At 67.8% G+C, this 20452-nt stretch carries 21 protein-coding genes; 16 read left to right on the top strand and 5 right to left on the bottom strand.

Annotated features, from left to right (window positions below):
• The first annotated feature begins 17 nt into the window (after positions 1–17).
• The 4 genes from purM to Q8Q71_RS06115 all read left to right on the top strand — a co-directional run bounded on the left by purM (position 18) and on the right by Q8Q71_RS06115 (position 5263).
• Positions 18–1055, top strand: coding sequence for a phosphoribosylformylglycinamidine cyclo-ligase (purM, locus tag Q8Q71_RS06130; protein WP_305758743.1), 1038 nt, complete (start codon positions 18–20; stop codon positions 1053–1055).
• A 68-nt stretch (positions 1056–1123) separates the two neighbouring features.
• Complete coding sequence (locus Q8Q71_RS06125) at positions 1124–2521, top strand: M20/M25/M40 family metallo-hydrolase (protein WP_305758742.1); 1398 nt, start codon at positions 1124–1126, stop codon at positions 2519–2521.
• Complete coding sequence (purN, locus tag Q8Q71_RS06120) at positions 2521–3117, top strand: phosphoribosylglycinamide formyltransferase (protein WP_305758741.1); 597 nt, start codon at positions 2521–2523, stop codon at positions 3115–3117. Before Q8Q71_RS06125 ends, purN begins: the two co-directional genes overlap by 1 nt.
• 82 nt (positions 3118–3199) lie before the next feature.
• The gene (locus Q8Q71_RS06115) at positions 3200–5263 is read left to right on the top strand and encodes a M13 family metallopeptidase (RefSeq protein WP_305758740.1); all 2064 of its coding nucleotides are present in this window, start codon (positions 3200–3202) and stop codon (positions 5261–5263) included.
• Between the two features lie 64 nt (positions 5264–5327).
• Here the strand turns inward: Q8Q71_RS06115 and Q8Q71_RS06110 are convergent, their stop codons facing one another.
• Positions 5328–5543: a glycine zipper 2TM domain-containing protein gene (locus Q8Q71_RS06110; RefSeq protein WP_305758739.1), complete on the bottom strand. Its 216-nt coding sequence runs from the start codon at positions 5541–5543 to the stop codon at positions 5328–5330.
• Between the two features lie 161 nt (positions 5544–5704).
• On the opposite strand from Q8Q71_RS06110, the gene Q8Q71_RS06105 reads away from it, so the two are divergent.
• Positions 5705–5956: a helix-turn-helix domain-containing protein gene (locus tag Q8Q71_RS06105; protein ID WP_305758738.1), complete on the top strand. Its 252-nt coding sequence runs from the start codon at positions 5705–5707 to the stop codon at positions 5954–5956.
• Positions 5957–5962: 6 nt separating this feature from the next.
• Complete coding sequence (locus Q8Q71_RS06100; RefSeq protein WP_305758737.1) at positions 5963–7711, top strand: SulP family inorganic anion transporter; 1749 nt, start codon at positions 5963–5965, stop codon at positions 7709–7711.
• A gap of 7 nt (positions 7712–7718) precedes the next feature.
• Here the strand turns inward: Q8Q71_RS06100 and ndk are convergent, their stop codons facing one another.
• Complete coding sequence (gene ndk, locus Q8Q71_RS06095) at positions 7719–8138, bottom strand: nucleoside-diphosphate kinase (RefSeq protein WP_305758736.1); 420 nt, start codon at positions 8136–8138, stop codon at positions 7719–7721.
• Between the two features lie 144 nt (positions 8139–8282).
• Between ndk and Q8Q71_RS06090 the strand changes: the two genes are divergently transcribed.
• The 4 genes from Q8Q71_RS06090 to mutL all read left to right on the top strand — a co-directional run bounded on the left by Q8Q71_RS06090 (position 8283) and on the right by mutL (position 12775).
• Positions 8283–10169 (top strand): ABC-F family ATP-binding cassette domain-containing protein, encoded by a 1887-nt coding sequence (locus Q8Q71_RS06090; RefSeq protein ID WP_305758735.1) that lies wholly within the window; start codon positions 8283–8285, stop codon positions 10167–10169.
• Between the two features lies 1 nt (position 10170).
• On the top strand, positions 10171–10416 hold the full coding sequence (locus Q8Q71_RS06085) for a DUF2164 domain-containing protein (RefSeq protein ID WP_305758734.1): 246 nt from the start codon (positions 10171–10173) through the stop codon (positions 10414–10416).
• Positions 10417–10467: 51 nt separating this feature from the next.
• A complete protein-coding gene (locus tag Q8Q71_RS06080) occupies positions 10468–10854 on the top strand; it encodes a hypothetical protein (protein ID WP_305758733.1) in 387 nt (128 codons plus the stop codon).
• Between the two features lie 61 nt (positions 10855–10915).
• Positions 10916–12775: a DNA mismatch repair endonuclease MutL gene (gene mutL, locus Q8Q71_RS06075; RefSeq protein ID WP_305758732.1), complete on the top strand. Its 1860-nt coding sequence runs from the start codon at positions 10916–10918 to the stop codon at positions 12773–12775.
• Between the two features lie 87 nt (positions 12776–12862).
• On the opposite strand, the gene Q8Q71_RS06070 is transcribed toward mutL, so the two are convergent.
• Complete coding sequence (locus tag Q8Q71_RS06070) at positions 12863–14398, bottom strand: hypothetical protein (RefSeq protein WP_305758731.1); 1536 nt, start codon at positions 14396–14398, stop codon at positions 12863–12865.
• 109 nt (positions 14399–14507) lie between these two features.
• Between Q8Q71_RS06070 and Q8Q71_RS06065 the strand changes: the two genes are divergently transcribed.
• From Q8Q71_RS06065 to Q8Q71_RS06055, 3 genes are all read left to right on the top strand, one after another.
• Entirely contained in the window at positions 14508–14966 is a 459-nt protein-coding gene (locus tag Q8Q71_RS06065) for a low molecular weight protein-tyrosine-phosphatase (RefSeq protein WP_305758730.1), read from the top strand.
• Positions 14967–15206: 240 nt separating this feature from the next.
• A complete protein-coding gene (locus Q8Q71_RS06060) occupies positions 15207–15482 on the top strand; it encodes a YjhX family toxin (RefSeq protein WP_305758729.1) in 276 nt (91 codons plus the stop codon).
• A gap of 101 nt (positions 15483–15583) precedes the next feature.
• Positions 15584–16147: a hypothetical protein gene (locus Q8Q71_RS06055; protein ID WP_305758728.1), complete on the top strand. Its 564-nt coding sequence runs from the start codon at positions 15584–15586 to the stop codon at positions 16145–16147.
• Here Q8Q71_RS06055 and rsmD read toward each other — a convergent pair.
• Together rsmD and Q8Q71_RS06045 are read right to left on the bottom strand one after the other, a co-directional pair.
• A complete protein-coding gene (gene rsmD / locus Q8Q71_RS06050; RefSeq protein ID WP_305758727.1) occupies positions 16092–16697 on the bottom strand; it encodes a 16S rRNA (guanine(966)-N(2))-methyltransferase RsmD in 606 nt (201 codons plus the stop codon). The two genes, Q8Q71_RS06055 and rsmD, sit on opposite strands and share 56 nt — an antisense overlap.
• 3 nt (positions 16698–16700) lie before the next feature.
• On the bottom strand, positions 16701–18224 hold the full coding sequence (locus Q8Q71_RS06045; protein WP_305758726.1) for a pseudouridine synthase: 1524 nt from the start codon (positions 18222–18224) through the stop codon (positions 16701–16703).
• Between Q8Q71_RS06045 and tadA the strand changes: the two genes are divergently transcribed.
• From tadA to Q8Q71_RS06030, 3 genes are all read left to right on the top strand, one after another.
• Positions 18213–18704, top strand: a complete 492-nt coding sequence (tadA, locus tag Q8Q71_RS06040; RefSeq protein WP_305758725.1) for a tRNA adenosine(34) deaminase TadA — start codon at positions 18213–18215, stop codon at positions 18702–18704. The genes Q8Q71_RS06045 and tadA overlap by 12 nt on opposite strands.
• A gap of 630 nt (positions 18705–19334) precedes the next feature.
• Positions 19335–19715: an MliC family protein gene (locus Q8Q71_RS06035; protein ID WP_305758724.1), complete on the top strand. Its 381-nt coding sequence runs from the start codon at positions 19335–19337 to the stop codon at positions 19713–19715.
• An 87-nt stretch (positions 19716–19802) separates the two neighbouring features.
• Positions 19803–20417: a hypothetical protein gene (locus Q8Q71_RS06030; protein WP_305758723.1), complete on the top strand. Its 615-nt coding sequence runs from the start codon at positions 19803–19805 to the stop codon at positions 20415–20417.
• Positions 20418–20452: the final 35 nt, after the last annotated feature.

Below are 20452 nucleotides of genomic sequence, written 5' to 3'. Positions count from 1 at the left end.
ATTCAGGCCCGTGACCGATGAGCGACACCCCCGATCCGCTGCGCAACGGGCTCACCTACGCCGACGCCGGGGTGGATATCGACGCCGGTGAAATGCTGGTGGACGCCATCAAGCCGCTGGCGAAATCGACCCGCCGTCCCGGCGCGGAGGCCTCGCTGGGCGGATTCGGAGCCCTGTTCGACCTCAAGGCGGCCGGATTCGAGGACCCGCTGATCGTCGCCACCACCGACGGCGTCGGCACCAAGCTGAAGATCGCCATCGAGACCGGGCGGCATGACGGCGTCGGAATCGATCTGGTGGCCATGTGCGTCAACGATCTGCTGGCCCAGGGCGCCGAGCCCCTGCTGTTCCTCGACTACTACGCCACCGGCAAGCTCGAGATCGACGCCGCCAGGCGCGTCGTCGCCGGGATCGCCGAGGGTTGCCGTCAGGCCGGCTGCGCCCTGGTCGGCGGCGAGACGGCCGAAATGCCCGGCATGTACCAGGGCGGCGACTACGATCTGGCCGGCTTCTCCCTGGGCGCGGTCGAGCGCGGCCACGCCCTGCCGTATCTGGACCGCCAGGCGGCGGGCGACATCGTCATCGGCCTCGCCTCTTCAGGTCCGCACTCGAACGGCTATTCGCTGATCCGCAAGGTGGTCGAGAAGTCCGGCCTGTCGTGGGGCGACGACGCCCCCTTCGCCAGGGACCGCACCCTGGCCCAGGCGCTGATGGAGCCGACCCGCATCTATGTGAAACCGGTCCTGCCGCTGATGAAGGCCGGACTGATCAAGGGCGCGGCCCACATCACGGGCGGCGGCCTGATCGAAAACCCGCCCCGCTGCATCGCCGAGGGCCTGCGGGCCAGCTTCGACTGGGACGCCTGGCCCGTGCCGCACGTCTTCCAGTGGCTGGGCGAGGTCGGCGGCGTTTCGGATCACGAACTGCGCCGCACCTTCAACTGCGGCGTCGGCTTCATCCTGATCGTCGCGCCGGAGAACGCGGAGCCCGTCCTCGAGGCCCTGCTCAACGTCGGCGAAGTGGCCTTCGTCTGCGGACAGCTCGAAGCGGCCTGACCCTGCGCCGTTGACCCGGAAGGGGCCGCCCGGCAAGGTCCGCGCCTTTCCCGCAAGCGAGGTCGCCGATGCGCCTGATTTCCGTCGCCCTGGCCGGACTGCTGCTGGTTTCCACATCGGCTGTGGCGGCCCAGACCCCGGTCCAGGAGCAGGCGCTGCTGCACCGGCTGGCCGGCGACGTCCAGCCGGACCGGATGCGCGCCGACATCCAGGCCCTGGTCGGCTTCGGCACCCGTCACACCCTGTCGGAGACCCGATCGGACACGCGCGGCATCGGCGCCGCGCGGCGCTGGGCCCAGGGACAGTTCGAGGCCATCAGCCGCGACTGCGGCGGCTGCCTGACCGTCGTCACGCCCTCGGACACCGTCACCGGTCCGCGCGTGCCCACACCGACCGAGGTGGTCGACATCGTCGCCATCCAGCGCGGCCGATCTGTTGAAGAGGGGGGCGATCCGAACCGGGTCATCATCATCTCCGGCCACATCGATTCGCGCGTCACCGATGTGATGAACTTCACCGCCGACGCGCCAGGGGCCAATGACGACGCCTCGGGCGTCGCCGCGGTTCTCGAAGCCGCGCGGGTTCTCTCAAAGCACAAATTCGACGCCACGCTCGTATTCGCCGCCCTGTCCGGCGAGGAACAGGGGCTGCTTGGCGGCAAGATCCTGGCCGACTACGCCCAGGCCCAGGGCTGGCGGGTCGAGGCCAATCTGAACAACGACATCGTCGGCAATTCCGAGGGCCAGTCGGGGGTTCGCGACACCACCCGCGTCCGCGTCTTCTCGGAAGGCACCAAGACGGTCGAGACCGAAGCCCAGGAAGAACGCCGGCGCTACAACGGCGGCGATGTCGATTCCTCGTCGCGCAACCTCGCCCGCTTCATCGACAATGTCGCCGATCAGTATCTGGCCAATTTCGACGTCGAGATGATCTATCGCACCGACCGCTACGGCCGGGGGGGCGACCAGGTCGAGATGTTGCGCCACGGCTTCCCGGCCGTCCGCATCTCGGAAGGGGCGGAGAATTACGACCGCCAGCACCAGGACCTGCGCACCGAGAACGGCGTTGAGTACGGCGACACCCTCGAGGGCGTGGACTTCGACTATCTGGCCCAGGTCGCGCGGCTCAACATCGTCGCCATGGCCGCCCTGGCCAACGCTCCCGCCAGCCCCCTGGGCGTGACCATCGAAGGCGCGGTCAAGCCGGACACCACGATCAAATGGCAGGCCGTCCCCGCCGCGGCCGGCTATCGCGTCTGGTGGCGTTCGACCACCGCGCCGCAGTGGACCCGCAGCCGCTGGGCCGGATCGGCCACGGAGCTGGTCCTGCCGGGCATCGTCATCGACGACTTCTTCTTCGGCGTCTCGGCGGTCTCCGAAGACGGCTATGAGAGCCCGGTCGTCTTCCCGGGACCGGCCGGTTCGTTCGTATCGGTCGGCGACCCGGCCCCTCGCACGGCGAACTGATGCCGGACTCGCGCACCGGCCGCACCCGCGTGGCCGTCCTGATCTCCGGGGCCGGATCGAACATGGCGGCGCTGATCGACGCCGGCCTCCAGGACGGGGCGCCGTTCGAGGTGGTCCTGGCGCTGTCGAACAAGGCGGACGCCGGCGGTCTGGCCGTCGCCCGGGCCAAGGGCGTCGCCACGGCCGTCGTCGCGCACGCCCCCTTCGGCGCCGACCGGACGGCGCACGAACAGGCCATCCAGAAGGTGCTGGAAACCCATGGCGTCCAGGTCGTGGCCCTCGCCGGCTATATGCGGCTGCTGACGCCCTTTCTGGTCGGCCGTTGGGCGGGACGGATGCTGAACATCCATCCCAGCCTGCTGCCGAAATATCCGGGGCTGGACACCCACGCCCGCGCCATCGCCGCCGGCGACGCCGAGGCGGGCTGTTCGGTGCATCTGGTTGCGGAGGGTCTGGACGACGGACCGCTTCTGGGCCAGGGCGCCGTTCCGGTACTGGCCGACGACACCCCGGCCTCGCTGGCGCAACGGGTGCTGGCGAGCGAGCACGCCCTCTACCCGCGGGTTCTGGCCGACTTCTGCCGGACGCTGGATTAGAAGTTCGTAATCTCCCGCCTTTTCCGGCGACAGCCGCGAACGCCTGAGGCAGCTTGCCGCCGAAATTCAAACGGGGGCTCCAATGCTCAGACTCAATCTCATGGCCTGCGCCGCCGGCGCGGTCCTTCTGCTCGCGGCCGGCGCGGTCCAGGCCCAGACCGCCCCTCCGATCGTCGAGATCCCGGCGACCGACCAGGCCGAAATCGGCGCCTTCGGTTTCGACACCGGAGGCATGGATACGTCGATCCGTCCGGGCGCCGACTTCAACCGTTTCGCCAGCGGGACTTATCTGGCCAACACCCCGATTCCGGCGGACAAATCGTCCTTCGGCGTGTTCGACATGCTCTACGACCGCTCGCAGGACAATCTGAAGGCCCTGATCGAGGAGAGCGCTGAAAATCCGTCCGCCAGCCCCGACGCGGCCCGGATCGGGACCTTCTACGGCAGCTTCATGGACGAGGCGACGGTCGAGCGGCTGGGCGCCACGCCGCTCGAGGCCGATCTGGCTGAGGTCCGCGCGGCCGACACGCGCGAGGAGATCGCCGCCCTGATGGGGCGCACCCAGGGCGGTTTCGGCTCCAGCCTGTTCGGAATCTATATCGCCGAAGACCTGAAACAGCCCGACCTGCACAGCGCCTACATCGTCCAGGGCGGCCTCGGCATGCCGGACCGCGACTACTATCTGGAAGAGAGTTTCGCGCCGCAGCGCGAGGCCTACCGGGTCTATGTGGTCAAGGCGCTGCAGCTGGCTGGCTGGCCGGCGCCCGAACAGGCCGCGGCCGACATCATCGCCTTCGAGACCCGGATCGCCGAGCAGCACTGGACCCAGGTCCAGAACCGCGACATCGAGGCCGGCTACAAGCCCACCACCGTCGCCGACCTGACCGCCCAGGCTCCCGGCTTCGACTGGACGGCGTGGGCCGGCGCCGCCGGCGTCGCGGACGCGAACCGCCTCATCAACGCCAACGACACCGCCTTCCCGGGCATGGCGCGGGTGTTCGCCGAAACCCCGGTCGGGACGCTCCAGTCCTGGCAGGCCTTCCACATCGTCGACCAGGCCTCGCCCTATCTGTCCCAGGCCTTCGTCGACGCCCGCTTCGACTTCTACGGCAAGGCGCTCAACGGCCAGCCCGAGAACCGGCCCCGGTGGAAACGCGGCGTGACCTTGGTCGACGGCTCGCTCGGCGAGGTGCTGGGCCGCGAATATGTCGCGCGGCATTTCCCGGCGGAGTCCAAGGCCCGGATGGAGGCCCTGGTCGCCAATCTACGCCGCGCCATGACCGCGCGGATCGAGGCGCTCGACTGGATGGGCCCCGAAACCCGTCAGCAGGCGCTCTACAAGATGAGCCGCTTCGGCGTGAAGATCGGCTACCCCGAGAAGTGGCGCGACTACGACGGCCTGCGGCTGGTCGAGGGCGACCTGTACGGCAACGTCGAGCGTTCGGCGGCATTCGAATGGGCTTACAGCCTGGGCAAGGTCAACAAGCCGGTCGATCCGCTGGAGTGGGGCATGACGCCCCAGACGGTGAACGCCTACTACAACCCGCCGCGCAACGAGATCGTCTTCCCGGCCGCCATCCTGCAGGCGCCCTTCTTCGATCCGAACGCCGATCCTGCCGTCAACTACGGCGGCATCGGCGCGGTGATCGGCCACGAGATCACCCACGGGTTCGACGACCAGGGCCGCAAGGTCGACGGCGACGGCGTGCTGCGCGACTGGTGGACGGCCGAGGACGCCGCCAGGTTCGAGGAGCGCGCCCGGGCGCTGGGGGCGCAGTATTCGGCCCTGAGCCCGTTCGAGGGAACCCACGTCAACGGCGACCTGACCATGGGCGAGAACATCGCCGACCTGGGCGGCCTGCTGCTGGCGCTCGACGCCTACCACCTGTCGCTGAACGGGGCCGAGGCGCCGGTGCTCAACGGCCTGACCGGCGACCAGCGGGTCTTCCTGGGCTGGGCCCAGGTGTGGCGCGAGAATTCGCGCGACGAGGCGTTGCGCCAGCAGGTGACGGTCGATCCGCATTCGCCGGCCCAGTACCGGGCCGCCGTACCGCCGCGCAATATCGACGCCTGGTACGCGGCGTTCGGAGTCCAGCCGGGCGACGAACAGTATCTGGCTCCGGAGGCCCGCGCCCGGATCTGGTAGGCTGCGGCCAGATGACGACGGCCCCGGCGATCGCTCGCCGGGGCCGTTTTCGTTCGGGGCTTCGTCAGTTCGGACGGCGGCGGGGCGGCGTGGTGACGGCGCCCGCGACCGCGCCGGCGGCGGCGCCCGCGACGGTCGAACCGGTGTCGCCGCCGATGGCCTGGCCGACGACGGCGCCGCCGAGGGCGCCGGTCGCGGCCCGCTGCTCCATGGTCGTGCCGCAGGCCGACAGCAGGGTCAGAAGGGCGGCCGCGGGGGCGAGTTTCAGAAACGGTTTCATATCGATGCTCCTTGGGGAGAGGGCGCCGTCAAAACGTCCGGCGGGGCGCGACGTTCCCGCGGCCGCGCTTGCGCCGACCGCGCCCGGACCCGCGCCGACCTGGGACACTGGCTATTTTATCTCTCTGATGTGATATATGATCTATCAACGGAGAGGTTCTGATGATCACTGGCTCCCAGATCCGCGCCGCCCGGGCCCTGCTCGGGATCGACCAGCGCGAACTGGCCCGCCTGTCGGGCCTGTCGACCCAGACCATCCAGCGGATGGAGGCCTGCGAGGGCTCGGTCCGGGTGGTGGTCGACAGCCTCGAGAAGGTGATGACGGCGATCTCGGACGCGGGCGTCGAACTGATCGTCGAGGGCGCGCCCAGCCAGGGCGTCGGCCGCGGCGTCCGGCTGACCGGCGGGAAATAGGCCGCCATGGGAAACGACTGGAAGCTGTTCCTGCCCAAGGCGGTCACCGTCCTGCGCCAGGGCTACGGCCCGACGGATTTCCGGGCCGACACCTTCGCCGGCCTGACCGTGGCGGTGGTCGCCCTGCCCCTGGCCATGGCCCTGGCCATCGCCTCGGGCGCCACGCCCGAGGTCGGACTGATCACGGCCATCGTCGCCGGCTTCCTGATCTCGGCCCTCGGCGGCAGCCGGTTCCAGATCGGCGGCCCCACCGGCGCCTTCGTGGTCATCGTCTACGGGGTGATCTCGAAATACGGCTACGACGGCCTGCTGATGGCCACGCTGATGGCCGGAGGCATCCTGGTCGTCGCGGGCCTGGCCCGCGTCGGGACCCTGATCAAATACATCCCGGACCCCGTCACCACCGGCTTCACCAGCGGCATCGCCGTCATCATCATGGCCAGCCAGGTCAAGGACATTCTCGGCCTCGAGGCCGCCGCCGTCCCCGCCGAACTGATCCCCAAACTCCAGGCCCTGTGGGCGGTCCGCGATACCGTCAGCCTTCCGGCCCTCGGCCTGTCCGCCGCCTGCGTCGCCGGCATCCTGCTGCTGCGCCGCCACGCCCCGCGCCTTCCCGGCTTCCTTATCATCACGGTTCTGGCCGCCGCCGTCGTCGCCCTGACCCAGTGGCCGGTCGAGACCATCGGCTCGCGTTTCGGCGAGATGAACGCCCGCCTGCCGACGCCCAGCCTCGCCTTCTGGCGCTGGGACAACGCCATGGAGCTGCTGCCCAGCGCCCTGACCATCGCCCTGCTGGCCGGGGTGGAATCCCTGCTCTCGGCCGTCGTCGGCGACCAGATGACCGGCCGCCGGCACCGCTCCAACGTCGAACTGGTGGCCCAGGGCGTGGCCAATGTCGCCTCGGCCGCGGTCGGCGGCCTGCCGGCCACCGGGGCCATCGCCCGCACCGCGACCAACATCCGCTCCGGCGCCCGCTCGCCGGTGGCCGGCATGCTGCACGCGGTCTTCCTGCTGCTGTTCATGCTGCTGCTGTCGCCGGTGATGAAACTGGTCCCCATGGCGGCGCTGGCGGCCATCCTCGTGGTGGTGGCGCTGAACATGGCCGAGGCGCACCGCTTCCGCCTGATCCTGCGCACCTCCAACGGCGACCGCGCCGTCCTGCTGGCCACCTTCGGCCTGACGGTGCTGGTCGACCTGACCGTCGCCATCGAGGTCGGCATGGTGCTGGCGGCCTTCGTCTTCATGCACCGCATGGCGGGCCTCGCCTCGATCGAGGGCGGACCGCCGATCATCGAGGGCGACGAGGACGACCTCGGGTCCCGGCGGGGCGGCCGCTACACCCCCAACCAGGGCCTTCCGGCGGACATCGGCGTCCTGACCTTCCGGGGTCCGCTGTTCTTCGGCAGCGCGGCCGTGGTCAAGGACGCCCTGGACCGGATCGGCGCGCGCAAGCGGGCCTATGTCCTGCGCCTCGAGGCGGTGCCGATGCTCGACCCCACCGGCGCCTTCGCCCTGGGCGATCTGCTCAAGCGGCTGCTGGACGAGGGCGACGAGGTGCTGATCGTCGGGGCCGGACACGGCGTCCTGCGCGCCCTGCTGCAGACCGTGCCGAAGCCGGTGCTCAAGCGCGTCCGCTTCGTGCGGACCTTCGAGGCGGCGCGCAAACGGGTGCTCGGCCGGTCGGACGCTCCGGAAAACGAAGCGGCCGGCCCCCCGTCAGGAGAGCCGGCCGCCGGTCAGATTACGACGGGATGAACCCGGCTCAGCCGACGATCTGGTCGTCGGTGAAGAACTGGGCGATCTCGATGCCGGCGTTCTCCAGCGAGTCCGAGCCGTGGACCGAGTTTTCGCCGATCGACAGGGCGAACAGCTTGCGGATCGTGCCTTCGGCGGCGTCCTTCGGATTGGTGGCGCCCATGACTTCGCGATAGGCGGCGACGGCGTTGGGGCCTTCCAGCACCTGGACGACGACCGGCTCGGCGGTCATCTGGCCGACCAGCTCGCCGTAGAAGGGGCGTTCGGCGTGGACTTCGTAGAATTTCTTCGCCTGGGCCTCGGTCAGCTTGACGCGGCGCTGGGCGACGATGCGCAGGCCGGCGCCCTCGATCACGGCGTTGATGGCGCCGGTCAGGTTGCGGCGCGTCGCGTCCGGCTTGATGATCGAGAAGGTGCGTTCGGTCATGGGAGTGACTTCTTGTTGGGAGATTGAAGGTCGCGGGCTTATAGCGGCGCCCTCCCCGGTTTCCAACCGCCACACAATTTTGCCTCTTTCGCGCGCCGCAAGGCGGTTCGATGCGTCAGCGGCCGCCCGAGATTTCGACCGACCATGCTCCAGATCACCGACCTGACCTTCAACGCCTGGGGCCGCAAATTCCTCGAGGACGCGTCCGTCTCCCTGCCGCCCGGCGCCAAGGTCGGGCTGGTCGGCCGCAACGGCATCGGCAAGTCGACCCTGTTCAAGCTGATCCTCGGCGAACTGGCCGCCGGCGGCGACGAGATCAGCCTGCCCCGAACAGCCCGCATTGGCTCGGTCGACCAGGAACACCCCGCCACTCCCGTCAGCGTGCTCGAGACCATCCTCGAGGCCGACGAGGAGCGTCACACCCTGCTGGGCCGTCTGGAGACCGCCGAGCCCGAGGAGATGGGCGAGATCTGGACCCGGCTGATCGAGATCGACGCCGACGCCGCCCCCGCCCGCGCCGCCGAAATCCTCGTCGGCCTCGGCTTCGATCAGGAGAACCAGCAGCGGCCGATGTCGGAATTCTCCGGCGGCTGGCGCATGCGCGTCGCCCTGGCCGCGGCCCTGTTCGCCGAGCCGGACATGCTGCTGCTCGACGAACCGACCAACTACCTCGACCTCGAAGGCGCCCTGTGGCTCGAGGCGCGGCTGAAGAAATACCCGCACACGGCCCTGATCATCTCCCACGACCGCGAGATGCTGAACGAGGTCTGCACCCACATCCTGCACCTCGCGAACCGCAATCTGACGCTCTACACGGGCAACTACGACCAGTTCGAAAAGGCCCGCGCCGAGAAGGCCCGCCTGCAGTTGTCGGCCAAGGCCAAGCAGGACGCCGAACGCGCCCACCTCCAGGCCTTCGTCGACCGCTTCAAGGCCAAGGCCTCCAAGGCCGCCCAGGCCCAGTCGCGCATGAAGCGTCTGGCGAAGATGCAGCCCGTCGCCACCACCATCGAGGAGCGCGTCGCTCCCTTCATCCTGCCGTCGCCGCCCCGCCCGCTGGCGCCGCCGCTGATCCGGCTGGAGCGCGCCAACGTCGGCTATGAGCCGGGCAAGCCGATCCTGCGCAATCTCAACCTGCGCATGGACCTGGACGACCGCATCGGCCTGCTGGGCGTCAACGGCGCCGGCAAGTCGACCTTCGCCAAGATGATCGCCGGGGCGCTGAACGTGTCCGAGGGCGAACTGCACCGCGACCGCAAGATGCGCGTGGGCTGGTTTCACCAGCACCAGATCGAGGCCATGGACCCGACCGACACCCCGCTGGAGATCATCCGCCGCGCCATGCCCGACGCCCCCGAAAGCGCCCGCCGCTCGAAACTGGCGCAATGGGGTCTGGGCTACGAGAAGCAGGAGACCACCGTCGCCAGCCTGTCGGGCGGCGAGCGCGCCCGCCTGCTGCTCAACCAGGTGGCGATGGACGCACCGCACATCCTGATCCTCGACGAACCGACCAACCACCTCGACATCGACAGCCGCCGCGCCCTGCTCGACGCCCTCAACGACTATTCCGGCGCCGTCATCCTGATCACCCACGACCGCTCGCTGATGGAGATGGTCGCCGACCGGCTGTGGCTGGCCGCCGAGGGCACGGTCAAGCCCTGGGAAGGCGACATGGACGACTACGCCAGGTACGTCCTCGACCGCGCCAAACAGGCGGCGGTGAAGCCGAGCCAGATCAAGGACGACACGGTCGCCGCCGCGCCCGCTTCGAACAACAAAAACAAGAAAAACGACAAGAAGTCCGGCCCTTCCCCCTCGACCCTGCGTCACGCGGTGAAGAAAGCCGAGGAGCGGATGACCCAGCTGACGGCCGACATCGCCCGCATCGACGACGACATGGCCAACGCCTCGGTCAGCAATCCCAAGGCCCTTGAAGGCCTGACCCGGGCAAGGGCGAAAACCCGGTCCGACCTCGACGCCGCCGAAGCCGCCTGGGTCGCGGCGGAGGAAGCCCTGGCCGAGGTCAGCTGACATGAAGCCCATCCAGTTCAGCCGCGAGGAAACCGCCGACATCACGGCGAAGCTTCGGACGTATTTCCGCGACGAGCTGGAGATGGATCTCGCCGCCCTGCCCGCGGAAATGCTGCTCGACTTCCTCGGCCGCCAGATCGGCCCCTTCTTCTATAACCGCGGCCTCTACGACGCCCAGGCCGTAGTGGCGAAGAAGACCGGGGACATCGTCGAGTCCATCGCCGGACTGGAACGGTCGAACGGTTAGGGTTCCGGTAACGCGACTCTTCGGACGGTGCCTTGAACCAAGGAGCCGTCCATGATCCGTCCCGCCCTCATCGCCGCCGCCCTGCTCGCCGCAACGCCCGCCATCGCCCAGGAGCGGTCGGCGCAGCGCTACCAACTGGACCTCTCGGTCGTTCAGAACGGCGTCGAGGTCGTCTCGACCCGCACCTGGATTCTCGAGGACGCGCCCGCGAGCGCCTCGGCCAGCGTCGGCGGGACCACATACGCGTTCGAGGCCGATCTGTTCGCCGTCCAGGGCGACGGCGATGATGCGCAGATGCAGTTGGAAGCCCGCCTGTCGCGCAACGACGCCCGGATCGCCGCCCCCCGCCTGACCTTCCTGCGCGGCGACAAGGCCGCCGTCCGGGTTGGCGACGGGTCGGGCGACCTGCTGTCGATGACCATCACGCCGATCGAATAGGCGGGCCGGGATCGCGAACGCCTACTTTCCCCCGGCGGAAAGCGGCATACTTGCGAATCCCATGCTCATCCGCCGCCTCCCCCCTGAAACGGTCAACCGCATCGCCGCAGGCGAGGTGGTCGAACGCCCGGCCAGCGCGATCAAGGAGCTGGTCGAGAACGCGCTCGACGCCGGCGCGACCCGGATCGAGGTGCAGGCCGACGGCGGCGGCCTGACCCGCATCCTGATCGCCGACGACGGGCACGGCATGGCGGCGGACCAGCTCGCTCTCGCGGTCGAACGCCACGCCACCTCCAAGCTGGAGCCCGACGACGCCGGCGATGTCGACCTGCTGCGTATCCACACCCTCGGCTTCCGCGGCGAGGCCCTGCCCTCGATCGGCTCGGTGGCGCGGCTGACCATCACCAGCCGCGCCCGCGACGGCGGCGATGCCCACGCCATCACGGTGGAAGGCGGCGACCAGCGCCCCGTCGCCCCCGCCGGCTTCCCCGGCCCGCACGGTGCCCGCGTCGAGGTGCGCGACCTGTTCTACGCCACCCCCGCCCGGCTCAAATTCATGAAGTCCGAGCGGTCCGAGGCCATGGCCATCTCGGAGGAAATCAAGCGTCAGGCCATGGCGCATGAGACCGTCGCCTTCACCCTCGACCTCGACGGCAAGACCACCCTGCGTCTGCCCGCCGAACACCCGGGCGATGTCGGTCGGCTGAAACGGCTGGCCGCCCTGCTGGGCCGCGACTTCGAGGCCAACGCCCTGCTGATCGATCAGGCCCGCGACAATGTCCGGCTGACCGGCTACGCGGGCCTGCCGACCTATTCGCGCGGCAACGCCGGCCACCAGTATCTGTTCGTCAACGGCCGCCCGGTGAAGGACCGCCTGCTGCAGGGCGCCCTGCGCGGCGCCTACGCCGACTTCCTCGCCCGCGACCGGCACCCGGCGGCCGTGCTGTTCCTCGAGATCGACCCGCTCTACGTCGACGTCAACGTCCACCCGGCCAAGGCCGAGGTCCGCTTCCGCGACCCGGCGCTGGTGCGCGGCCTGATCGTCGGCGCCCTGCGCCACGCCCTCGCCGCCGCCGGCCACCGCGCCTCGACCACCGTTGCGGCGGATGCATTGGCCGGGTTCAGGCCGCACACAGGCGTCGGCGCCGGCGCGGCCTACAGCCCATCCTCGCCGGCGGCCCAGGGCTGGAGCGGCTGGCAGGGCTGGGCGGCCCCCGCCAGCGCGACGGCGCAGATCATTCCCGGCCTGAACGAGCGCTCGGCCCGCGTGGAAGCGCAGCCGGCCTTTGATGGTCAATCATTGATTCATCATGAATCCGGCGGCGCCGTCGACCCGCTGGACTACCCCCTCGGCGCGGCCCGGGCCCAACTGCACGGCACCTATATCGTCGCCCAGACCCGCGACGGCCTGGTCGTCGTCGACCAGCACGCCGCCCACGAACGCCTCGTCTATGAGCGGATGAAGGTGCAGATGGCGCGCGGCGCGGTGACGCGTCAGGCCCTGCTGACCCCCGAGGTCGTCGAACTGGATCCCGCCGAGGCCGAGCGCGTCTCGGCCCGCGCCGATGAACTGGCCGAACTGGGCCTGATCGTCGAACCGTTCGGCGCCGGCGCGGTGCTGGTCCGCGAGACCCCCGCCCTGCTCGGCGACACGGATGTGCAGGGCCTGATCCGCGACATCGCCGACGACCTCGCCGAACACGGCGCGGCCCTGGCCCTGTCCGAACGCCTCGGCGAAGTCTGCGGAACCATGGCCTGCCACGGCAGCGTCCGCGCCGGCCGCGTCCTCTCCGCCCCCGAGATGAACGCCCTCCTCCGCGAGATGGAGGCCACCCCCCACTCCGGCCAGTGCAACCACGGCCGCCCGACCTATGTCGAACTGAAGCTGGCTGACCTCGAGAAGCTGTTCGGGCGGCGGTGATGACGCCGGGCCGGGGCGACCACATCCTTCGCCGGGCGCGGCGGTCACCGGGCGGAGGCTTATTTGACGATAGCCGGCGTTGCGCCGTTATCGCTTGCCGGACCGCTCCAGTAGCTCAAGCCATGGGATGACTTCGGCCATGCGGTTGGCGAAAACGAATGGCCGGTCGACCCTCGGGGTATCCTCGTCCCGCCCTAGTTCATTTGCGCCCCATCCCGCTCGCGCGGCGATCTTATGCAGCATCTTGATCGCATGGTCGGTGCCGGTTGTGTGAAAGAGCGACTCGAGGTCGCCGACGTGTGTGAAACCAACCGGGCACTCATCCTCGGGCTGAATTTCGGGATCAGTCGCTGCGCACCATTCCCGCGCCATTCTAAGTATGATTTCGTCTTGGCCATGCGTCATCCGCATCCAAGGGTCCATAGTCAGGACCAATCCATTCAGTTGGGCGGCCGGCTTATCTGGAACCAAGCCTCTCCTCATGTGTGAGACATGCCGCCAGATTTGACCAACGCCCTTTGCTAGCTCCCGGTAGCCCCTCTCTGTTGCCTCATGCCAAGCGTCTGAGAACCGCACTTCAAACTTCATTCGTGTGGCTTTGCATTCGACAATCAGTTGGAGCTGGTCGCGATCTTGAATGAGTATATCAGGACTGTCGATCGGTCGATTCTTGGTACCGTACCGATACTGTGGGCGGGCCGCATCACCGAACATGTCTTGGAAGAGATCGAAGCAGTACAGCTCAAATCTTCTCGCGATCTCGTTCCTTACAGTATCTGGCGCCTGCACAAAATCGAGATAGAGCCCTGTTGTGGCTCTCTCTAGGAGCAAATCTGGAAGCGGTGCCCTTAAGCTGTCCGCGCCGAACGAGACGATAGGCGTCCTTCGCAATACGCTCGGCTTTGCTGCGACGTTAAAGGGGCCTCGACGAAGGCGGGCGGCCTCCGCCATGACCTCGTTCAATTTCGAGCTCATCAAACGCAGCCCTGCCGTGACAAGAGGTTCTTCAAGACCCAGTTGCGGAACCGACAATGTTGCTACCCGATTCTCCGGGGCGCCGTTGAAGACGCTGTGGGCTGCCATCGCGAAAAGCATCAGATCAGCAGGCGTTGCTCCATAGGTTTGGCTGAACCACTTTCGGCTTTCGCCTTGTCCGTAAATAAACGCTGACCTGTAGAGTGAGGGTCCGTTTAGCCAACCTTGTTGCCATTCGAACTGCCGATGACCAAACCGAGGCAGCATCTGGAGCACATCTTGGCCCCGATCGATTTCAAACCCGCTCTCAGTATCGTCGACCCGAAGTATGGCATTATAGACGCTTGCGAACCCGTTGTAAGATTCACAAAGCAACCTTCGAGGTAGGACCAACTTCGGCCGCGGCGTGGCGAGCCACTCGTTCACGAGATCTTCCAACATCCAAGGCTGGAAATACAACTTACTTTTCGCGGCCCCTTCTAAAACGTCCTTAGGTATGTCCGCGAGACCACGCACTCCCCGATCAAAATCCCCAACACGGATCCGATCGACGCACCAGATCATCTGAAAAAAGGGAGCCCCTTCGGCAATCCTGAGCATATAGGCAAGGTCGGATCGGGCCCTGTCTCGTTTCAATCGTTTCGACACATCCCACTCTCCAGCTAGGTAGAGGGGTAATCGTTTCTCGACGCATTTCAACCTCAGAGCGAGACAGGCTTTACTCCTGACTAGCAAACTTTCAGCGCGCTATATTTCCATGCCCTCCGTCCTCTTCGTCTGTCTCGGCAACATCTGTCGCTCCCCGCTGGCCGAGGGCGCCCTGCGCGCCGAGGCCGCCCGCCTCGGCCTCGATCTGATCGTCGACTCCGCCGGCACCGGCGACTGGCACGCCGGAGAACCGCCTGACGAACGGGCGATTGCGGTCGCCCACCGCAACGACGTCGACATCTCCGGCCTGCGCGCCCGTCAGGTGCGGGCCGCAGACTTCCGCCGCTTCACCCATGTGATCGCCCTCGACCACGACAATCTCGCCAGGCTGCGCAAGCTGGCGCCCGCCGACGCCACCGCCGAACTCAGCCTGCTGCTGGACCATGTCGAGGGCCGCGAGGGTCAGGCCGTCGCCGACCCCTGGTTCGGCGACGACGCAGGCTTCGAGGTCACCTGGGCCGAGGTCACGGCGGCGGCGAGGACGCTCGCGGCGCGACTGCGCCTCTAGCGCCGGAACCGCGACCTGCGCTATACGGCGCCCGTTCAACCCTCGGGATCATCCCGACAGGAAGCCTATGTCCGAGATTGCGCGAAAGGCCTGAGGCCTCTCACAGCGCTGAGAAGAGCCTCTGATCCACCCGTCGGCGTGCCAGCCGAAATCGGTCTGATCGCGTCTTGCGGTCAGACTCAGATTTCGGCCCGGAAGTTTGCGCCGGCGAGCGTCATCACGCCTTTCGGATATCTCAAAATGAACATCTCCCGTGCGGAGCAGCGCACGCTGCACGCCCTGGCGCAGGGCGGCGCGATCGTCCTCGAACGCGACGCCGACGGCCGCATCCTGCGCGCCGACTGTTTCACCCGCGACGGCTTCCTGCTGACCGACTGCAATCTGTCGGTCTGGAAGAAGCTGAAAAACAAGGGGCTGATCGCCTCGCTCGGCGGCGGACCCTACCGGGTCAACCGCGACGGTCTGGCGCGCATGCGCAGCCAGCTCGACAACCGGGTCTCGGCCCGCGGGTGGTGACACGCCTCTGACGGGCGGAGTCGGTCGAGGCGTCAGGCCGCCTCGACCGATCCGGACCCTGCGACCGATTCTGACGCACCCCGCCCCTACACTCGCGCCTCATGACCGAGACCTATCGCATCCGCTCCCCCGAGACCTGGGCCCAGGCGCGCGAGGACTACCTCGCCGGCATGGACGCCGAGGCCGTGTGCAGCCGTCACGACCTGGGCCTTTCGGCCTTCCGGCGCCGCGCTCGCCGCGAGGGCTGGCGGCGCAGGGATCAGGACGATCCGGCCCCCATCGACCCCGACCTGTCCATCTATGACGACGTGGACTCCGACGAGCAGGCCGAGCTGGCCCGCCTGCGCTTCATCCAGGCGCTGAACCGGGGCAGGTCCGTCGAGGCCGCGCGCTGGCGCCGCCTGTGGCTTGAGCTGCGCCGCGAGAACGACGCCCTCGACGCCGAGATCTTCGACGGCATGACCCGCGGGCAGATCAACGCCCTTCTGACCGCCGAGAAGGACCAGCTCGACGCCAGGGCGGACCGCCTCGCCGCGCCGGATCGGCAGCCGGCCTTGGCGGGCCCCGAAGAAGTGCACGATGTGCACTCCATTTTTTCGAGTGGCGATTCTAGGCCGACGGCGTCGCCCCCGGGGCCTGAGCCCCCATCATCGGCCCCGCCCTGAGGAACAGCACCCGCGCGGCGCCGTAGTCGCGCGCGTCCAGCCGCTCATAGCCGGGCGTGTCGATCTCGGGCTCGTCGGAGCCGCGTTCGAAGATGACGACAGCACCGGGCTTCAGCCAGTTGCCTTCGAGCAGCCGCAGCAGGGTCTGTTCCCCCAGACCCTTGCGATAGGGCGGGTCAAGGAAGGCCAGATCGAACGCCTCGCCGTCAGACCCCGGCCGCCCACCGAGCTCGGTGGCGCTGCGCCGATGCACCCGGGTGCGGCCCATGACGCCAAAGGCGTCGGCGTTCTCGCGAATGGACCCACGCGCCTCGTCATCCGTCTCGACGAACAGGGCGAAGGCTGCGCCGCGGCTGATGGCCTCGAACCCGAGGGCGCCCGAGCCGGCGTACAGGTCCATGACCCGCATCCCTTCGAGCGGTTCGGCCCAGGCGGCGTGTTCCAGCACATTGAACACGGCCTGACGCGCGCGGTCAGAGGTGGGGCGGGTGCCCTGCCCCTCCGGCGCGACAATGGTCCGGCCCTTCAGACTGCCTGCGACGATCCGCACGGATCAGCCCTTGGAGCGGGGACCGCGCGGGCTGCCGCGCCCGCCGGCCGGACCGGCCCCGGGACGGGGGCTGCCGGGTTTGGAAAAGCCGCCGGGACGCGATCCGCCGGGCCGATCCCCGGTCTTGCCGGCGAACGGCGGCTTGGCGCCCGGCTTGCGGTCGAACGGACGCTTGTCGCCGGGCCGGTCGTCGGACCGCGCCGCCGGACGGGCGCCGGTGCGGGCGTCCCCGCGGGGACGGTCGATGAACTGGTCCTCGCGCGGCTTGAACACCCGCTTGGGCCGTTCGCCGGTCGCCGCCTCGGCGCCCTCGGGCCGGGCGCGGGGGGTGAAATTCTTCTTCGGATGCTCGAATTTCGGCGCGGCCTTGGCCCAGCCCGGCTTCTTCTGCGGCCGCGCGGCGCGCTCGGCGGCGGCGTCGGCGGCGGCCCCGGCGGCGCGGACGCGGCTCGGCTTGCGCGACGGATCGGAGATGGCCGAGCCCGAGGCGCCCTTGTGGATCGGCGCCGAGGTGCGGCGGCCCGGGATCGGCGCGGGGGTGGAGACGGTGTTGCCGGTCGGCAGGTTCTCGGGCCGGATGTGCTGGGCCAGCATCTCGCGGATCACGCGCGGGCCGACCTCCTCGACCGATCCAACCGGCAGGGCGCCGAGCTGGAACGGACCATAGGCCAGACGGATCAGCCGGTTCACCGTCAGGCCGAGATGCTCCAGCACCTTGCGGACCTCGCGGTTCTTGCCCTCGGTGATAGAGACGCTGATCCAAAGATTGGCGGGCGCATTACCCTCGCTCTCCTTGGCCTTGTCGAGCGTGGCCTCGATGGGACCGTAGCGGACGCCGTCGACGGTCACGCCGTCCTTCAGCGAGTCCAGCTGCAGCTGGCTGACGCGGCCGCGAGCCCGGGCGCGATACTGGCGCACCAGTTCGGTAGAGGGCAGTTCCAGGGCGCGGCTCAACTCGCCGTCATTGGTCAGCAGCAGCAGGCCCTCGGTGTTGAGATCGAGACGGCCGACGGAGATCACCCGCGGCAGGCCGCTGGGCAGGGCGTCGAACACGGTCGGCCGGCCGCCCGGATCATTGTGCGAGGTCACCAGGCCGGCGGGCTTGTGATAGCGCCAGACGCGGGTCGCCTCGGCCGAGCCGATCGCCTTGCCGTCGACCGTGATGACGTCGTCGCGGGTGACCAGGGTGGCCGGCGTGTCGAGAATCTTGCCGTTCACGGCCACCTTGCCGAGACCGATCAGCCGCTCGACCTCGCGGCGCGAGGCGATGCCGGCGCGGGCCATGGCCTTGGCGATCCGCTCGCTGCGTTTGGGGCCTTCGTCACCCTTGGGACCGGCCTTGCCGTCCTTCGAGAACGACTTGCCGCCCGGCTTGGCTCCTGGCTTGCCAAAGGATTTGCCGCCCTTGGGCGGACCCCGATCGTCGCCGCCTTCAGTGCGCTTGACGAAGGGTTTGCGGGGGCCGTCGCGGCTGTCGTCTTGACGCGGGCGCGGCTTCTTGTCGTTGTCTCGGGGATGGCTGGCCATGATGAGCGGTTCATGCACATGGCCTTGGCGTGTGCGCAAGCGGCGGCGGACGCGGGAGAGACTCCCGTGGGCTGCGTGATCGTCGACGAATCCACCGGCGAAGTCGTCTCTGAGGGTCAGAACGGCCCCATCGGCGCCCACGATCCCACCGCCCACGCCGAGATCGTGGCGATGCGCGCGGCGGCCGCAAAGCGCGGAAACTACCGGCTCACCGGCCTGACCCTCTATGTGACCCTCGAGCCCTGCGCCATGTGCGCCGGGGCGATCAGCCACGCCCGCATCGGCCGCGTCGTCTGGGGCGCCGACGACCCCAAGGGCGGGGCGGTGGCAAACGGGCCTCGCTTCTTCGACCAACCGACCTGCCACTGGAAGCCCGCGGCCGAGGGCGGCGTGCTGGCCGCCGAGGGCGGCGACCTGCTCCGCGCCTTCTTCCGCGCCCGGCGTACGCGAAGAACCGGTCGTCAGGCGGACTCCTCGTAACCCAGATCCATCCGGGCGCCACTGGCGTACCTCAAACACCAGTCGGGAAAGCGGTAGTGCAGCTTCACTCGTAACTGGAATATGGCGAGTCTGATCGCATGAAACGGGTTCGTGCCAATGACCTCCCCGGTCAAATTGATCGGTTCGACAAGGTACTCACAACGAAAGCTCTCGGAAATCTCCGAATTTTCCGTGGGTGAAAAGATTGTAATTCGCAGTTCACTATCAGCGCCGAGAGGATCGATCGCTGACACGCGAAAAGTCAGGTCACCGCTAGCGGAGGCAGTTTCGATAGCAGTTCGACCATTCATTGTGCGCGATTGTCTGACATACGGTCTTAATGAGAATATCCGGAGAGACAACTTGGCAGAATATTAGATCGCCGTTCAGCTTCCAGTCGCAGCCGTCATAGCATTGGGCCAACGAGCCATGTTCTCCCGGAGGACATTGAGGTCCTGCGCATTCCTGCGCCCGAGCGGCGCTGCTGCATGACGTGGGATCGAGAGAGAATGGCGCAACGGCAAGTATGACACCCGCCATCATGGACTTGATATACATACGACTTCCTCCTTTCGATTGACAAAGAATACAACCATGGCTTCAAAGAAATTGCAACCTTGGATTCTGTTGATGTCAATTCCGGCTCTCGCGAGCTGTGAACAACGACCAGCAAGGGCGCCGACCGACGGGGATTCGGTCCGCGAACGGGCCCAGAAAGCCCAGACCGCGCGACGGCGCACAGGCGCCGAGGCCCAGGATCGGGCGCTGAACCGGGTCATCCGCACCGTCTATCTGTGCAACAACAGCGAGCGGCTATCGGTCGATTTCGACAATCCCCGCCAGATGGCGACGGTGCGAAATTCCAGCGGCGAGGCCGTGGATCTGTACCAGGAGCGGGCCGCCGACGGCATCTGGTACAAGGCTTCGGGCTATGAGCTGCGCGGTCGGGGAGTCATGGCCACATGGACTTCCGACGGGCGGCCACCGACGGAGTGCCGTGCCGTGGACTGACTCGGTCAGGGACGTGGACCAGACAACAAAGAGTTGACATAACGCTGGTTCGGGACTTCTGGTTATGCGTAACCGGGGGAACGGACCATGGCCGAAAAAACAGTGAGCGCCGGCGAAGGCGATCCGCTAGGCGCCTTTTTCGCAGCGACGTTGTCCTTCGTCTCGAACGTGACGAAGGACATGGTGAAAGCTTGTGGAAGCGATCCTGACGCCGACCTGATCCAGACCAATGGGTCCCTGGTCCAGAACCACCTTCAAAAGCTGTTTTCCAGGACCTCCGAGGCCTACGCCGGAACCAATCAGGCGACCCGCGCCGCCGTGGGCGAATATCTGGCGCTCGCAGACGGGGTCTTCGTCGCTTCCACGGGGGAGAAAACGGCTCGATCAAGCCTCGCCAAAGGAATCTTTGGCGGCGGATTTTTCTCCTGGATCAGCAAATACCTCACCGAGATCAAAAAGATCATCCGGTTCATCGTCAGGCTGATCTTCGGTCGGGTTCCTGACTGGCTGGAAGAATTGCTGGTCCTGATCGATCAGATATGGGGCATGCTCGCGGAACTCCTGGGGGGCGTCTTCGGCTTTAACCGTCGGGAAATCGCCAGGGACATTTCGTCCGGCGAAATCAACTCCCTCAACGAAATCGCCGCCATGCAGCGCCTGAAGGCCGTGTCGCGCGAGTTGGACCGATCGGACGACGACTGAAGGTCATTCGCAAGCCAGGCGACGCGAGCGGCGCC

This window comes from Brevundimonas sp. (assembly GCF_030704825.1).
Taxonomy (GTDB): Bacteria; Pseudomonadota; Alphaproteobacteria; order Caulobacterales; family Caulobacteraceae; genus Brevundimonas.
The sequence above is the reverse complement of the archived record's forward strand: the minus strand, read 5'-3'. Positions and strand labels throughout refer to the sequence as shown.

Coding starts and splice junctions, on each gene's coding strand:
- purM (WP_305758743.1), top strand. CDS start 18: ATGAGCGACACCCCCGATCCGCTGCGCAACGGGCTCACCTACGCCGAC.
- Q8Q71_RS06125 (WP_305758742.1), top strand. CDS start 1,124: ATGCGCCTGATTTCCGTCGCCCTGGCCGGACTGCTGCTGGTTTCCACA.
- purN (WP_305758741.1), top strand. CDS start 2,521: ATGCCGGACTCGCGCACCGGCCGCACCCGCGTGGCCGTCCTGATCTCC.
- Q8Q71_RS06115 (WP_305758740.1), top strand. CDS start 3,200: ATGCTCAGACTCAATCTCATGGCCTGCGCCGCCGGCGCGGTCCTTCTG.
- Q8Q71_RS06110 (WP_305758739.1), bottom strand. CDS start 5,543: ATGAAACCGTTTCTGAAACTCGCCCCCGCGGCCGCCCTTCTGACCCTG.
- Q8Q71_RS06105 (WP_305758738.1), top strand. CDS start 5,705: ATGATCACTGGCTCCCAGATCCGCGCCGCCCGGGCCCTGCTCGGGATC.
- Q8Q71_RS06100 (WP_305758737.1), top strand. CDS start 5,963: ATGGGAAACGACTGGAAGCTGTTCCTGCCCAAGGCGGTCACCGTCCTG.
- ndk (WP_305758736.1), bottom strand. CDS start 8,138: ATGACCGAACGCACCTTCTCGATCATCAAGCCGGACGCGACGCGCCGC.
- Q8Q71_RS06090 (WP_305758735.1), top strand. CDS start 8,283: ATGCTCCAGATCACCGACCTGACCTTCAACGCCTGGGGCCGCAAATTC.
- Q8Q71_RS06085 (WP_305758734.1), top strand. CDS start 10,171: ATGAAGCCCATCCAGTTCAGCCGCGAGGAAACCGCCGACATCACGGCG.
- Q8Q71_RS06080 (WP_305758733.1), top strand. CDS start 10,468: ATGATCCGTCCCGCCCTCATCGCCGCCGCCCTGCTCGCCGCAACGCCC.
- mutL (WP_305758732.1), top strand. CDS start 10,916: ATGCTCATCCGCCGCCTCCCCCCTGAAACGGTCAACCGCATCGCCGCA.
- Q8Q71_RS06065 (WP_305758730.1), top strand. CDS start 14,508: ATGCCCTCCGTCCTCTTCGTCTGTCTCGGCAACATCTGTCGCTCCCCG.
- Q8Q71_RS06060 (WP_305758729.1), top strand. CDS start 15,207: ATGAACATCTCCCGTGCGGAGCAGCGCACGCTGCACGCCCTGGCGCAG.
- Q8Q71_RS06055 (WP_305758728.1), top strand. CDS start 15,584: ATGACCGAGACCTATCGCATCCGCTCCCCCGAGACCTGGGCCCAGGCG.
- tadA (WP_305758725.1), top strand. CDS start 18,213: ATGGCTGGCCATGATGAGCGGTTCATGCACATGGCCTTGGCGTGTGCG.
- Q8Q71_RS06045 (WP_305758726.1), bottom strand. CDS start 18,224: ATGGCCAGCCATCCCCGAGACAACGACAAGAAGCCGCGCCCGCGTCAA.
- Q8Q71_RS06035 (WP_305758724.1), top strand. CDS start 19,335: ATGTCAATTCCGGCTCTCGCGAGCTGTGAACAACGACCAGCAAGGGCG.
- Q8Q71_RS06030 (WP_305758723.1), top strand. CDS start 19,803: ATGGCCGAAAAAACAGTGAGCGCCGGCGAAGGCGATCCGCTAGGCGCC.